A 14,477-nucleotide genomic window follows, 5' to 3' on the forward strand; every position below is an offset into this window, starting at 1 on the left:
GGCAATCCGTTTGGAAGCAGCATTACGTATGCGAAACATCTCGACCGTCCTTTGCGGCTTAACTGCCGGGAGGACGGTTTTTTTGGCGTGGAAAAAAGCGTTATTTCCTGTCTTTGTCTTGACTGAAGATGAAAACTCGATTATAGTGTGCTTGTCGATATATACAGAAGCACAGGGTGGTGAGCGGGATTCATTGAAAATGGAGACTGCGGCACTGACGGAGAATGGAGGAGCAGTATGGCAGGAACCTGGCGTCAAGCTTGGCTGATCGTCGGCCGGGAGTTTAAGATCGATCGTTATTATGTAGCGGGCTCGATCGTTTTCGTTTTGTATATGGCCTTTTTCGGTGGAATGGCGATTGCAAAATTGCACGAAGAACCGAGATTATCGCTGGTAGCGGATCTGATCTTTTGGATTGTCGTTTCAATGGTGGGATACTACTTTTCCAGACGGATTACCAAGTACATTACCGAAGATTCGTACACACAGATGCTTGCCTATTACCGGGTAATGCCAATTTCGCCGCAGGTAATTGCGATGGCCCGCTGTCTTCAGCTTATTTTGGCCACATTGATCAATGGTACTCTGCTGTTTGGAACCCTGTATCTATTCCATTCAGGCATAAGAGAGCAGATGAATATTGAATCTTTTATCGCCTTTTCGCTGCTTTGGACAGGTTTCGGTCTGCTGCTAAACAGCATCTATATCACTTTCGAACTTATGCTTAGAGGCAAAGCGTATTTCTGGTACAGCCTTATACTGACAGTCATACTGACGGCTGCCGTGTTGATTTTGCACTTTTCCGGAGTGCCTATCGTAGAAGGAACCATAAGGATCTGTGCTTCTAAAGGGCTGGCTTCACCTCTAGTCTGGATTTTGTTTGGGGCCGGGGCGGCTTCGGTCTATGCGGCTTATGTCTTTATCGTACGCGGAATACCGCTGCGGGATCTGGCCTAAATGCGGCCCAACGGGAAATAAAGGAGTGAAGTCATGCGGATACCCGTTCAAATTAATGAGAGCAGTGCCGAGCCGCTTTACCATCAGATCGAAACGCAGCTTCGTTCGCTTATCGTGACCGGACAGATTGCAGAAGGTACGCTGCTGCCATCCATCCGGGAATTTTCGGCCGATCTGAAATGCAGCGTTATCACGATCCGGCGGGTCTATCAGGATCTGGAGAACGAAGGACTGCTGCGCACAAGGCAGGGAACCGGCACTTTTGTAGCAAAGGTTGATACGGATGATCGTGAAGCTTACCGCAAACAGATTGTAGTAGATGCGGTGCGCGAACTGCTTGATACATCCAAGTCGGTCGGTTATTCGATTGCTGAACTTCGGGAGCTGCTCGATGAAACGCTTCGGGAAGAAGAGCGTAGATAGACGGGAGTGTATCCGATAAGCTTCCTGCAAAGGCAATTGACGGAAAAATAACCGATGGATTATCGGACCATACACGGCTGGGTTGGCGGCCGGTCGAAAGGGGAGTGGTCGACAATGGAGAACACCGTACTGGAATGGAAAGATATTGTGAAAAAGCGTGACCGGATGGTGCTGGGACCGGTCAGTCTTAAATTGCAAGAAAATTACGTTACCGCGCTGATCGGACGCAACGGCTCAGGCAAGTCGACACTGATCAAGCTGGCTGCTCAGCTGATTCATCCGGACGAAGGTGAAGTCATGTGGTTCGGGCAATCTTATCCGCACGGACTTCCCGCCGAAGTGCGGAGTGCAATCGCCTACGTACCGGAAAACTTCGTGTCCGAAGAAGACGGTCTTAAAATGGATGACGTCGCGGAATTTCGTGCGGCTTGGTATTCCAATTGGGATTGGCAGCGGTACGAAGAGCTGCTTCATCGTTTTGAGGTACCGGGCGGCAAAAAGCTGAACAAACTGTCCAAAGGGCAGCGGCGCAAATTCGAGATTGCGGCGGCGCTGGCGATCAGGCCCAAGCTGCTGCTGCTCGACGAGCCTTCTTCGGGCCTCGATCCTTTTGCCTGGAAAACGATGATGAACGAAATTCGCCGCTGTGTGGAGGAGGACGGTGCAACAGTACTGCTGTCTACTCACATTGTCGAAGAAATAAAGCGAATGGCCGATTACCTAATTCTGATCGATAAGGGCCGATCGCTTGGTCTGTTGGAAAAAGACACACTGCTCGATCGGGTACGCGAAGTTTGGATCGCTCGTGACGATGAACTGCTGGCGGAGCTGCCGGGAATTGTCGATTCGGCGCTCGAGTCGGAGAATCTCAGTCGCTTCGTAACACTGGATTATGTAGGAGCCGCAGCACTGATGGAAGAAGCCGGAATTAAGCCGATTCGGGTACGCACGTTGGATCTGGATGAAGCGATGGAGTATTGGATGAACGGAAGCATTTCCTCGGTCTGACGACGATCCTAGCAAGGAAAGGGAGGATAACGATGACGGAAAGACTGATTTTGCAAAATGTGATGAAGAGATACGGCGACAAGACGGCAGTGAACGGAGTTACGCTTGGTGTGCAGGAGGGCGAAATTTACGGGCTGCTCGGCGCCAACGGAGCGGGCAAGACGACGACGATGAGAATGGTGCTCGGTCTGATCTACCCCGACGAAGGCAGTATTACATATGGAGGACGTCCTTACGGCGGCGACGTACAGCGGATGGTCGGCTATCTGCCGGAAGAACGCGGGCTGTATCCCAAGGTAAAGGTTAGCGAACAGATTATCTACCTGGCAAAGCTCCGCGGAATGGACGGCGCTGAAGCGGAGAAGAACCTCAAATACTGGATGAACAAATTTGACGCCGACGAGTATTACGACAAGCGGATCGAAGAACTGTCCAAAGGCAATCAGCAGAAAATGGGCTTTATCGCGGCTGTCGTGCATCGTCCGCAAATTCTGATTCTGGACGAAGCGTTCAGCGGATTGGACCCGGTTAATGTGGAGCTGCTGAAGCTTGCGGTCAAGGAACTGCGCGACGAAGGAGCGAGTATTCTGTTCTCTACGCACCGGATGGAGCATGTTGAAGAGCTGTGTCACAACATTACAATTCTCGACCGCTCGAATACAGTACTGCAAGGAGATATCCGCGAGATCAAGAGGGGCTTCCCGCGTGAGCAGATTCTGCTGAAGACGTCGGCGGCGGTAACAGGCCTTGAAAGCATTCCGGGCGTAACCGGAGTCGAAGGCGACCCGGAAGGATATTTGATTCGGATCTCGGATGAAGCGGCCGCCGTTCCGGTGCTTACGCTGGCAATGGGACAGAGTGAGGTTCGGCATTTTGAAGTGAAGGAGCCGACGCTTAACCAAATCTTTATTCGATCGGTGGGTGAACGCCATGAATAGACTGGGCACAGTTATCGGGTTTACGTTCAAAAACAAAGTCCGTACCAAATCGTTCGTTATTACGACGCTGCTGCTGGCTCTGCTGATCACGATCGGTATTCATCTGCCGTTCATTATTCAGCTGTTTATAGGCGATGATGAAGGAGGTGCGAACAAGATCGGCATCGTCGCAGACGGCAGTACCGAAATCGCACAGCAGATCGAAGATTATATAGCGGAAGTGCCGGATAACAATATTGAATTTGTCCGGATGGAAGACGGGGGAGATACCGCAGCCTTGAATGAGCAGGCGCAGGCACAGGACTTGGCCGGCTATCTGCTCATTGTATCTGCTCCACCGGGCCCAGAGGGTACGCAAGAAACGTTCCCGCAGGTACAGTATGTTTCCGACAGCGGATCGATACCGGCCGATGTGCAGATCGTTCTTCAGCCCGCTCTGGAAAGCGCCAAGACCCGCTTCATTACGGAGGGAGCATTGACTGACGAGCAGATTGCACAGCTTACGACACCAGTGCAGCTGAACGCGGTCAGCTATGACAAGACGTCGGATACGGGGGGAGGAGCAGCCGACGGTTCGGACGATCCGTTCAGTCCGATGGATTTCATTACGGTATATGTGCTGATGACGCTGTTCTTCTTCTCGGCTATGCTGACGGGCAATATGATCGCCTCTGAGGTGACGTCGGAGAAAAGCTCGCGCGTTATGGAGATCCTCATCACGAGCGTTTCGCCGCTGACCCAGATGTTTGGCAAAGTGATCGGGGTCTTCCTGATCGGGCTGATGCAGATCGGCGTGTTGGGCGTCACGATCGCAATCAACCTGATGCTGCCGTATAATCGCGATGTAATGGCCGGGTTCGATCTGGACTTCTCGCAGCTGCCGGTAGACGTTCTGATCTATGGTCTGATCTTCTACGTCCTGGGTTACTTCCTGTACGCGCTGCTCTTTGCGGCTGTGGGGTCGATTGTCAGCCGTACAGAAGATCTTGGACAGGCGGTAATGCCGCTGAGCATGCTGTCACTGGCAGCTTTCTACATCGGGATCTTTAGCTTAAACAATGCGGATTCGCTGCTGATGAAGATCTCGTCGTTCGTACCGTTCACCTCGCCCACGACGATGATTGCACGAATCGGCCTTGGAGAGATTGCATTCTGGGAAATTGCCGTGTCACTCATCCTGCTGCTGCTGTCGATCTTCTTCTTCGGCTGGCTGTCGGCCAAGATTTATCGTACCGGGGTGCTGATGTACGGCAAGCGACCTTCGTTGAAGGAACTGCGTAAAGCAATGAAGGCGTACAAGATCTAAGCCAAGCTTTGGCGGCTTCGTCCGCTTACCCGCAATCGTGATGGATCGAAAAGGGGACAAGGCTGGGGAACCAGCTTTGTCCCTTTTATCATTCGCACGTTTTCCGTTTTTCGAAAGTTTGCCGTTTTTCAAAATGAACAGTGCCAGGAATGCTTGGATTCATACATTAAGAGTTGTGATATCGGAAATGGTGGCTGAAACGGATGGAAGACTGCTGCGCTTTTATCGATGTGGTTCTTTTTGATAGACTAGATGCTGAACAGGTTCGGAAATGAGTTTGGGCAACAGGAGGGTATTCATGCACATTTCTATACTGGGCGCCACAGGGCGTGTCGGAAGCCAAATCGTCAAGCTCGCTCTGCGGGACGGGCACCGCGTAACCGCACTGGTTCGCGATCCGGGGAAGGTCGATCCTCATAATCGTTTGACCGTCGTTCAAGGCGACGTGCTGAATGAAGAAGATGTAAAAAGTGCGCTGCACGAAGCGGAGATCGTAGTCAGCGCGCTGAATACGGACGGCACGACGACGCTGAGCCAAAGCATGCCGCTTATTATCGAACAGATGCGCAGCGTAGGTATTACGCGTATCGTTACAATCGGAACAGCGGGTATTCTGCAAAGCCGAACCGAACCGGGTCTGCTGCGATATCAGTCGAACGAGTCCAAGTGCCGATTGACTCGTGCGGCAGAGGAACATCATCGCGTTTACTCGCTGCTTGAAGCTTCCGATTTGGAATGGACCCTTGTATGCCCGACGTATTTGCCGGACGACGAATACTTGGGAATCTACCGTGTAGAGCGCGATTTCCTGCCTGAAGACGGCATGAAAATATCTGTCGCGGATACGGCTGAATTTGCGTACAAACAGATTGAAGACCGTCATTATGTCCGCTGCCGTGTAGGCATTGCTTATTAAGACTGCATTCGCATACGGTACATTCTTCGTTGTAGGCAGAGGCGGGAAAATCGGTCCGGCAGTGAAGGGTCGGCTTATTTTGGAATGAAAGGTTCTGATTCGGAATGCAAATCAAGAGAATCACAAAAGAACAAGCATGGGAGCTGCGCCATACGGTCATGTGGCCGGAGAAGGAATTCGATTACATCAAACTGCCGGGCGACGACAACGCTCTGCATTACGGACTGTTCAATGAGAATGAATTGGTGTCTGCAGTGTCGCTCTTCGTGCAGGATGAAGAGGCGCAGTTCCGAAAATTCGCTACGCTTTCGAACCGGCAGAATCGCGGATATGGCAGCCGGCTGCTGGAGTTTGTACTGAACGAGGCACAGCGGCAGGGGGTTAAGCGGATCTATTGCAATGCCCGAACCATTAAAGCTCCGTTCTACGAGAAGTTTGGGCTTACTCGTACGGATGTTGTTTTTGCCAAAGGCGGAAAGGATTATGTGGTCATGGAGCGGATTTTCTGATTTGTATGTTTTCTGATTTGTATGAGGAGGAAATGAAATGGTTCAGGCAAAAACAGCACAGCGAAATCGATGGTTAAAAATAGTTTCCAGAGTTCTGTTGATCGTACTCGGCGGTATTATTACTGCTTACGGTCTGGAAGCCGTACTGATTCCCAACAGCGTCTCGGACGGAGGGGTGACGGGACTCAGCATCGTCGGTTCGCAGCTGTTCGGTCTGCCTCTGGGCATTTTGATCGCTCTGATCAACGTTCCGTTCGTCTGGCTGGGCTACAAGCAGATCGGCAAAAGCTTCGCGCTGTATTCGGTAACCGGCATTGCGGCGCTTGCGGTCAGCACCTCCCTGATGCACCATATTCCCACTATTATTGAAGGAGATACGCTGCTCGTCACGGTTGTCGGCGGAATTATTATCGGTTTCGGCATGGGTCTTGCGCTGCGCAACGGCGGAGCACTGGACGGAATCGACATGCTGGCCGTGCTGCTGTCTCGCAAGCTGCCTTTCGGCACAAGCGACCTGATTCTGTTCCTAAACGCGTTCGTCTTTATCGTCGTGTCCACCGTGTTCGGTCTGCAGGGGGCTATCTTGTCGGCGCTGGCTTACTTTATCGCCTCCAAGGTCATTCATATCGTCGAAGAAGGTCTGAGCGGTTCCAAGACGTTCAAGATCATTACGACCCAACCGGAAGTTATGGTGGAAACGATCCGCGACCGGCTGGGACGCGGCGCAACCTATTCGGATGCTTATGGCGGTTACTCCAACGAGCAGTTCAAGGAAATTACCTGCGTAATCAACCGGCTGGAGGAGAGCAAGATCAAAGAAATCATTCACGAAATCGATCCGAATGCTTTTGTCGTCGTATATGATGTAGCGGAAGTCAGAGGCGGGAATTTCAAGAAAAAAGATATCCATTAAAAGATACTCTTTGATAAAGAATGACAATAAAAAACAGCAATAACAAGTCCTTGCAAGCTGCGTTAATATGGGTAAAGAGAGAGTGAGTATTCAAACTTCGACTACAAGGAGAATCCACTTTGAAAAAAACATGGAGAAATACGTTATTGTCCCTAAGCATGTCCGCCGCTCTTCTGGCTTCGGCAGTGCCGACTTTTGCAGCAGAAGCGCCGGCAGGCTTTGCACAGACAACAATCAAGGTAAACGGCCAAGTCGTCGATTATGCATCTGGCGAAGCGCTTGTCGAAAAAGGAACGACGCTCGTTCCGTTACGCTCGACGCTTGAGGTATTGGGTGCCAAGCTGCAGGATGTTCGTAACGGCAAGGTTCGAATTGTCGTAGACGACCGTACGATTACGCTCGGCGCCAACGCCAAAGTAGTCGGAGGCGTCTCGTTCATTCCGGTTCGTACTGTGGCCGAGGCTGCCGGGTACGACGTTCGTTGGGACCGCCAGACGAAAACGGTACTGCTTGTTTCAAAGAAAACGGGAGAAGCGGCACGCGGATTTCTGTGGGAAGTGAAAAACGGACCTACGACCGTCTATCTGGTAGGGTCAATGCATATCGCGGACGACAGCTTCTATCCGCTGCGCGATGAATTCGAAGAGGCATTCGCCAAAGCAGATTATCTGGGCGTCGAGATCGATATCAGCAAAGCAGCGGGCGAAGAGCAGCAGCAGATGATTGTGGACATGGGGACTTATCAGGACGGTACAACGCTGAAAGACCATGTATCGGCGGCAACGTACAAGCAGATCGGCGAAATTTTGAAAAAGAACGGATTGGAAGCGAACGCCTTCGATCAATTCAAACCATGGGTCGTCGAAACGACACTTGGAAGTCTCCAGTCGAGCGATGCAGGTTATGACGCGGGCTTAGGGGTTGACCTGTACTTTATCCAGAAGGCGGTTGAACGCAAAATTCCGGTGCTGGAGCTGGAAACGTATGAGTCACAGCTGAGTATGTTCAACGGACTGTCCGATGAACTGCAGGAGCGCAACCTCCAAGCTGTACTCGATAACTTTGGGGAGATTGCGGACAGTACCAACGAAATGGCCGGAATGTGGAAGAGCGGAGATGAAGATCTGCTGCTCGAGATGACAAACAGCATCGCCGAAGATCCGGAATACTACAAGGCACTCCTTACCGATCGTAACATCAAGATTGCCGACAAGATTGCCGGATACCTGAAGAGCGGCAAGGCCGAAGAGTACTTCATCGTCGTCGGTGCCGCACATTATTTGGGCAAAGACGGGATTATCAAGCTGCTGGAAGACCAGGGATATACGGTAACGCGGAAGTAAGGGCAGTAAGTAGAATTCAATGCAAAGTGCAGCATAACTGATCGAAATAAATGCACATCACAAAACGCCTCTCCGACAATCGGCCGCTTTGGCTCCGGTTGCTTCGGCAGGCGTTTTTTGCGATCATTTTAAGTGAGTAAGGGATGCAGAGTACATGGAACGTCTATAGTTCGGCGCTGTGAATAAGACTAAGTGATTATTAGTATGGAGAAGAACATGTTCAAGAAGGAGATTAGACATTGGGAACTGCAAGAAAATCTTATTCCGCTCCACCCCAGCGGGGGAAGCGTCGGAAAAAGCGAAGGAAAAGCCGGGTTTGGCTGCCAATCATCATGTTTCTTCTTCTGCTGTTTGCAGCCTGGAGGGCGCTTGCTTTCTTGGGATTTGTGCCGGATGAGACGAGTGAGGACAGCCGGATCGCTGGTCTGCATCCCGAGGTTCGGGCCAAAATGGACACGCTGATCGAACAGGCGGCAGCCAAAGAAATCGAAGTGGTCATCACGTCCGGATTTCGCAGCAGCGAAGAGCAGGACCGATTATATCGGCAGGGACGCGAAAATTCGGGAAATATTGTGACGAATGCGCGCGGCGGACAATCTTATCATAATTTCGGCTTGGCAATTGATTTTGCGCTGCGAGACGGTTCAGGGAATATTGTGTGGGACATGGAGATGGACAGAAACGGCAGCGGACGTTCTGACTGGATGGAGGTTGTCGAACTCGCCAAGGCACTTGGTTTCGATTGGGGCGGAGACTGGGAAAATTTCCGGGATTATCCGCACCTGCAGATTGATTTCGGTTATACGATCAGACAGCTGCAGAATGGAAAATACCCGAAAGGCTCGTTGGTTGAAGTGGAGGAAGCGGTGGAATAGGGGAAACGAGAAAAAGTAACGAGAAAAAGTAACGAAAAGAGTAATGAGAAAGAGTGACGAGAAAGAGGAGAGAAGCTCTGTTTGCCAGTAAGCTTCATTACTCTCTCGTTATTTCATCATTATTCTATCGTTGATTGTGTAGGTGGATGCCGCTAAAATAAGTGGAATAAGCTAACATGCAGGGAGAGAGTAAACAGAGTGAGAGACAAGACAGTCGTTTTACAGGCATTTCGCGCGGCATTTCCTGTCACCGTGCCTATTCTGGCCGGCTTTATGTTCCTCGGTATCGCCTATGGCGTATTCATGAACGTATCGGGTTTCGGCACAGGTTGGGCTTTTCTGATGAGTCTGCTGATTTTTGCGGGTTCGATGGAATTTGTGGCGGTAGGGCTGCTGCTCGGTCCGTTTAATCCGCTGGGAGCGCTGCTGCTGACATTGATGGTTAATGCGCGGCATCTTTTTTATGGAATTTCAATGCTGGAGAAGTACAAGGGCACGGGATGGAAAAAGCCTTATCTCATTTTCGGGATGTGCGACGAATCGTTCTCGATCAATTATTCGGCACGTATTCCGAGTCATATAGACCGGGGCTGGTATCAGTTTTTTGTCACGCTGCTCAATCATTCGTACTGGGTAGCGGGCGCGATGATCGGAAGCGTGCTCGGTTCGTTTGTCGCTTTTGACCTGCAGGGACTGGAATTCGTCATGACCGCTCTGTTCGTCGTCATTTTCGTAGAGCAGTGGATGAAGGAGAAAGTGCATGACAGCGCACTGCTGGGGATTGGGATTTCAGTACTGAGCCTAATCGTGTTCGGCGCGGATAAATTTATCGTTCCTGCGATGATCGCCATTCTGGCCGTATTGACGCTGACGCGCAAAGCGCTGGAGCGCAAAACGGCGGAAGCCGAAGGAGGAGGCCGAGTATGACGATGACGGTAGCGCAGCAGATCTTTATTATCGCGGTTGTTGTACTGGGGACGATGGCGACACGCTTTCTTCCGTTTCTGCTCTTCCCACCGGGCCGGCCGACGCCGGAATATGTACGGTATCTGGGCAGAGTGCTGCCCGCCGCGGCAATCGGCCTGCTCGTTGTATACAGTCTGAAGGACGTAAACGTTCTATCCGGCAGCCGGGGATTACCCGAGCTGATCGCAGTGGCCGTCGTCGTCTGGCTGCATTTGTGGAAAAAGAATATGTTTCTGTCCATTGCGGCGGGAACGATTCTGTATATGGTCCTAATCCGGCTTTAGTCGGCTGTGCCGCCGAGCAGCATATCCACATGCGGAATACCGTCTTCCGGGTACACGTCCGAAATGGAGCGGAAACCGAAGGAAGTGTAGAACTTCTCCAAGTAGTGCTGCGCCTGGATTTTGATCTCCTGCTCGCGCAGTTCTTCGGTTAGGAAAGATATCGCTCGCGTCATCAGTTCCTGAGCTAGGCCCTGTCCTCGGAATGAGTCTTTGACGAGTACACGACCGATGGAAGCCTGGGAATAAGAGACACCGGGAGGCAGAAGCCGGCAGTAAGCCGCAATTTCTCCATCTTTTTCCGCGTACAGATGATAACTTTGCAGGTCCTTGCCGTCGATCTCCGGATAGAGGCAGGCCTGTTCCAGAACGAAGACGTTGATCCGTTCTCCAAGAATTCGGTATAGTTCTTCACCGGTCAGCTGCTCAAACGATTTTAAATGCCATTGCATAGATTACAATTCCTCTCGTACGTGTTTTGGCTGTCTTTTTCGTTTTTCTTTTATTTTTTGAATTCCTTTTTACTCTTTTTATTATAGAAACAAATTCGTTACGATGTAAATTGCCGGCAGCGGAATTTGGAACGAGAAAAGGAGAAAGCGATGAACCTTAAACTGCATGCCATGAAATACGGAAACGTCGCTCATTACGATTGGGAGATGAAGCTGCTCGGCGAGCGGGAAGGCTGCCTGATTGGGGAAGGGGAAGCGGGACGCAAGCTGAAGCACCATACCAAAGGGCAGACGTTCACGATTCCGCATGCTTCGCTTGAAGTCTATGCGCTGGAAGAGGGGTTTACCGTTAGCTTTGACATTGCAGATGGAAAAGTGATTTCGATTTACTGCAACGTTTCGCAGCCCTGCCTGCGGGACGGGGAAGACGTATCGTTCGTCGATCTCGATCTGGATCTGCTATGGAACGAAGAAAAAGGTTGGCATGTGGTGGACGAGGACGAGTTTGAGATCAACCGCAGGCGCTTTGGTTACCCCGACGAATTGGTTCGGTATGCACAGCGATCACTGCAGGATTTGCAGCAGCGTGCCCAACGCGGCCAATTCCCTTTTGACGGAAGTCTGAATGACGAAATTGCAAGAATTGCAGCCGGAACGGCGAAGCTTAGCACGTAGCTTCGCCGTTTTTTATTTGTTTCGTACTTATTTATTTTTATGACACCTTTTTTATAAAACTGTTTACATATAAAAAGAAAAGAATTATAATCAACCCAAAAGTTGCGCTAGGGAAACAATCATGCGTGTGGGTAACAAATGAATCAGAGAATGATAGATCAAGCAGGAGTGAAGGGGTGAAAAAGTCATGGAGAGAGAAATCAAACCCGAAGCGGCACCGCATGAAAAGACAGCTCCGAATCAATTGGTGCAAAATCAAGCGAGCGGACGAAGCCGCACCGAACTTGCCGCTGAAGCGGTATTGAATGGAGAAACGAAAGGATTCAAACGGCTGCTTCCGTTTCTCGGTCCTGCTTTTATTGCAGCGGTCGCTTATATCGATCCGGGGAATTTCGCTACAAATATTACGGCAGGTTCGCAGTACGGCTATATGCTGCTGTGGGTCATTTTTGCTTCGAATTTGATGGCGGTACTGATCCAGTCATTGTCGGCGAAACTTGGAATTGCGACAGGGCGCAATCTGCCTGAAGTGGCACGCGATCGTTTTCCGAAAGGGGTCTCAATCTTCCTCTGGATCCAGAGCGAATTGGTTATTATTGCGACTGACCTGGCCGAATTTATCGGTGCAGCACTCGGTTTGTACTTGATCTTCGGCATTCCGATGCTGCCTGCCGCGCTGATTACGGCTGCCGCATCATTTGCAATCCTGGAGCTGCAGCGGAGAGGATTTCGCGCGTTGGAGACAGGAATCGCAGGGATGGTCGTTGCGGTCGTGCTGGCATTTGCCTTTCAGGTATTCATGGCGAAGCCCGACATGGCAGCGGTCGCGATTGGAACGTTCGTACCGCATTTTGCAGGGACACAAAGCTTGATTTTGGCTGCGGGTATTTTGGGCGCAACCGTTATGCCGCACGCCATTTACCTGCACTCTTCGCTGACGCAGAATCGGATTGTGGCTCGCAATGAAGAAGAGAAGAAGAAGATTTTTCGGCTGGAGTTTGTCGATATCGTATTTGCCATGATTGTAGCCGGAGCGGTCAACATGGCGATGCTGATTATTGCAGCCGCGCTCTTTTTCAAAAATGGGCTTGTTGTCGAAGAGTTGGATCAGGCGTTTATCCACTTCCGCGAGCTGGCCGGACCGGCTGCGGCAATCTCCTTTGGATTGGGCCTGCTGATTGCCGGGCTATCCAGCTCTTCGGTAGGTACAATGTCCGGCGATGTCGTGATGCAGGGGTTCATCAATAAACGAATCAATCTGTATCTGCGCCGGGCAATCACCATGATTCCGCCGCTTGCGCTGATTGTTTCGGGGGTCGATGCAACCCGGGCGCTTGTTGTCAGCCAGGTCATTCTTTCGTTTGGCATCGTTTTTGCGCTTGTACCGCTGATGGTATTTACCGGCGATCGCAAGCTGATGGGAGGACTGGTCAACCATCCGGTCACCAAGGTTCTTGGTTGGGCGATCGCGGTACTGGTTGTCGCACTGAATATTTTTCTTGTTGTCGAGAGTTTTTGAGCGGGAATTTATCATATGAAAGGTCTGCATGGAGCTCCTAAGAACATGTGCGAGATATGTTCAAGTGGGAGGGAAGACAGCATATTTAGAATCTTTTTATATAAATGCCGGCTTCTTCGTTTTGGCGAAGAAGCTTTTTATTTTCCAATAAGTGTTTACGAAAGTTCCGATTAACGTAAATTGAATGTAAAGTGGCTGCGAGGGTATGATGAACTTTTGTCGTGCCCGAACGGTACGAAGCTGATATAAACCTGATGTAACCCTGATGGAAACCGGGTGTACACGCCTATCTTATGAAGAACTCGGAGGAAAATGAAATGCCGCCATTGAAAAACAAAACCTCATTGAGGCATGCTGCCCTAAGCTTTGCAGGGTTTGGACTGTTGACCTTTGCCTTTCTGCTGATTGCGAAGCTGGTTGGGGCCGATTATCAAGCTGTTGTCGATTTCGACCATAAATGGATTAGTCGGATTCAGGCCTACGAATCGCCAGGCTGGACGAAATTGGCCGACACATTATCGTGGATCGGTTCTACCAAGGTCGTCATTGTGTTTGTGCTGATCCTGATTCTGCTCATGCTGTTCGTCCGTCATCTCCGCTGGGAACCGCTGCTGCTGCTGTGCGCTACGGCAGGCAGCGGGCTGCTCAACCTTCTGCTCAAAAATCTGTTTCGCCGCGATCGCCCCGATATTAATCGGCTGGCAGAAGAGTTTACGTTCAGCTTCCCAAGCGGCCACTCTATGGGGGCATTTGCCTTGTACGGCATTCTGGCTTATCTGCTTTGGCGTATGATTCCCTCATTTTCGGTGAGGATTGCGGCGCTGGTGCTGTGTACGCTGCTGACGCTCTCGATCGGACTCAGCCGAATTTATCTGGGTGTTCATTATCCCAGCGACGTAATTGGCGGCTATATTGCCAGTGCTGCCTGGCTGGCGCTGACCATCGGAATATTCGAATATTGGCGCCATACCAAACAGCGCCGCCTTGGCGGACAGTCGGAGGCTGAGCGTCAGGAGAAGATGAGCGGCGACGGGTTAGGAATTTAAATCGGTGTGCAGCCGGTTGTACAATAAAAAGAAGCTTTTATTTGGAAACCAAAAAGCACCTGCGGCCGTGGTCCTAGCCCCGTCAAGTAGACACTAAAAAACACAGTTTCTCAAGCGACGACCTTTTCCCGAAACTCTTTCGGGGAAAGGTCGTTTAGTTTGCTTTGGAAACGTTCCTCATTGTAATACGTCAAGTAGTCCGCAATTTGGTGCCTTGCTTCTTCAAGTGTGTTAGGATTCTCCAGATACAGTTTCTCAGTCTTTAGATGCGAAAAAAACGACTCGACACACGCATTGTCAAAGCAGTTGCCCCGTCTGGAATGGCTGCCTGTGAGTCCTTTTGCTTGCAG

General features: G+C 50.8%; 18 protein-coding genes. 16 read left to right on the plus strand and 2 right to left on the minus strand.

Annotated elements, in window-relative coordinates; translation table 11 throughout:
* Window positions 1–82: 82 nt before the first annotated feature.
* The 13 genes from F456_RS0114920 to F456_RS0114980 all read left to right on the plus strand — a co-directional run bounded on the left by F456_RS0114920 (window position 83) and on the right by F456_RS0114980 (window position 10,438).
* On the plus strand, window positions 83–268 hold the full coding sequence (locus F456_RS0114920) for a hypothetical protein (protein WP_018977851.1): 186 nt from the start codon (window positions 83–85) through the stop codon (window positions 266–268).
* Window positions 238–957: a hypothetical protein gene (locus tag F456_RS0114925; protein ID WP_018977852.1), complete on the plus strand. Its 720-nt coding sequence runs from the start codon at window positions 238–240 to the stop codon at window positions 955–957. The genes F456_RS0114920 and F456_RS0114925 overlap by 31 nt, the downstream gene beginning before the upstream one ends.
* A gap of 33 nt (window positions 958–990) precedes the next feature.
* Entirely contained in the window at window positions 991–1,380 is a 390-nt protein-coding gene (locus tag F456_RS0114930; RefSeq protein WP_018977853.1) for a GntR family transcriptional regulator, read from the plus strand.
* Between the two features lie 114 nt (window positions 1,381–1,494).
* Complete coding sequence (locus F456_RS0114935) at window positions 1,495–2,388, plus strand: ABC transporter ATP-binding protein (RefSeq protein ID WP_018977854.1); 894 nt, start codon at window positions 1,495–1,497, stop codon at window positions 2,386–2,388.
* A gap of 32 nt (window positions 2,389–2,420) precedes the next feature.
* On the plus strand, window positions 2,421–3,326 hold the full coding sequence (locus F456_RS0114940) for an ABC transporter ATP-binding protein (RefSeq protein WP_018977855.1): 906 nt from the start codon (window positions 2,421–2,423) through the stop codon (window positions 3,324–3,326).
* Window positions 3,319–4,632, plus strand: a complete 1,314-nt coding sequence (locus F456_RS0114945; RefSeq protein ID WP_018977856.1) for an ABC transporter permease — start codon at window positions 3,319–3,321, stop codon at window positions 4,630–4,632. The genes F456_RS0114940 and F456_RS0114945 overlap by 8 nt, the downstream gene beginning before the upstream one ends.
* Window positions 4,633–4,930: 298 nt before the next feature.
* Window positions 4,931–5,548: an NAD(P)-dependent oxidoreductase gene (locus F456_RS0114950; protein WP_018977857.1), complete on the plus strand. Its 618-nt coding sequence runs from the start codon at window positions 4,931–4,933 to the stop codon at window positions 5,546–5,548.
* A gap of 104 nt (window positions 5,549–5,652) precedes the next feature.
* Window positions 5,653–6,057, plus strand: a complete 405-nt coding sequence (locus F456_RS0114955) for a GNAT family N-acetyltransferase (protein ID WP_018977858.1) — start codon at window positions 5,653–5,655, stop codon at window positions 6,055–6,057.
* A gap of 37 nt (window positions 6,058–6,094) precedes the next feature.
* Window positions 6,095–6,970: a YitT family protein gene (locus tag F456_RS0114960; protein WP_018977859.1), complete on the plus strand. Its 876-nt coding sequence runs from the start codon at window positions 6,095–6,097 to the stop codon at window positions 6,968–6,970.
* Between the two features lie 119 nt (window positions 6,971–7,089).
* A complete protein-coding gene (locus F456_RS0114965) occupies window positions 7,090–8,313 on the plus strand; it encodes a TraB/GumN family protein (protein WP_018977860.1) in 1,224 nt (407 codons plus the stop codon).
* 386 nt (window positions 8,314–8,699) lie between these two features.
* Entirely contained in the window at window positions 8,700–9,188 is a 489-nt protein-coding gene (locus tag F456_RS22720) for a M15 family metallopeptidase (RefSeq protein WP_308423406.1), read from the plus strand.
* 198 nt (window positions 9,189–9,386) lie between these two features.
* Window positions 9,387–10,115 carry an azaleucine resistance protein AzlC gene (gene azlC / locus F456_RS0114975; RefSeq protein ID WP_018977862.1) on the plus strand — a complete coding sequence of 243 codons (729 nt, stop codon included), beginning with the start codon at window positions 9,387–9,389 and terminating at the stop codon, window positions 10,113–10,115.
* Window positions 10,112–10,438: a branched-chain amino acid transporter permease gene (locus F456_RS0114980; protein WP_018977863.1), complete on the plus strand. Its 327-nt coding sequence runs from the start codon at window positions 10,112–10,114 to the stop codon at window positions 10,436–10,438. Before azlC ends, F456_RS0114980 begins: the two co-directional genes overlap by 4 nt.
* Here the strand turns inward: F456_RS0114980 and F456_RS0114985 are convergent.
* Entirely contained in the window at window positions 10,435–10,887 is a 453-nt protein-coding gene (locus tag F456_RS0114985; protein ID WP_018977864.1) for a GNAT family N-acetyltransferase, read from the minus strand. The genes F456_RS0114980 and F456_RS0114985 overlap by 4 nt on opposite strands.
* 150 nt (window positions 10,888–11,037) lie before the next feature.
* On the opposite strand from F456_RS0114985, the gene F456_RS0114990 reads away from it, so the two are divergent.
* From F456_RS0114990 to F456_RS22725, 3 genes are all read left to right on the plus strand, one after another.
* Window positions 11,038–11,562: a DUF402 domain-containing protein gene (locus F456_RS0114990; protein ID WP_018977865.1), complete on the plus strand. Its 525-nt coding sequence runs from the start codon at window positions 11,038–11,040 to the stop codon at window positions 11,560–11,562.
* A 187-nt stretch (window positions 11,563–11,749) separates the two neighbouring features.
* Entirely contained in the window at window positions 11,750–13,081 is a 1,332-nt protein-coding gene (locus F456_RS0114995) for an Nramp family divalent metal transporter (protein WP_018977866.1), read from the plus strand.
* A gap of 317 nt (window positions 13,082–13,398) precedes the next feature.
* Complete coding sequence (locus F456_RS22725) at window positions 13,399–14,127, plus strand: phosphatase PAP2 family protein (RefSeq protein ID WP_018977867.1); 729 nt, start codon at window positions 13,399–13,401, stop codon at window positions 14,125–14,127.
* A 110-nt stretch (window positions 14,128–14,237) separates the two neighbouring features.
* Here the strand turns inward: F456_RS22725 and F456_RS0115005 are convergent.
* Window positions 14,238–14,477, minus strand: a 240-nt coding sequence (locus F456_RS0115005) for an IS3 family transposase (RefSeq protein ID WP_018976383.1), incomplete at its 5' end; no start/stop codon positions are given.

Source organism: Saccharibacillus kuerlensis DSM 22868 (genome assembly GCF_000378145.1).
Taxonomy (GTDB): domain Bacteria; phylum Bacillota; class Bacilli; order Paenibacillales; family Paenibacillaceae; genus Saccharibacillus; species Saccharibacillus kuerlensis.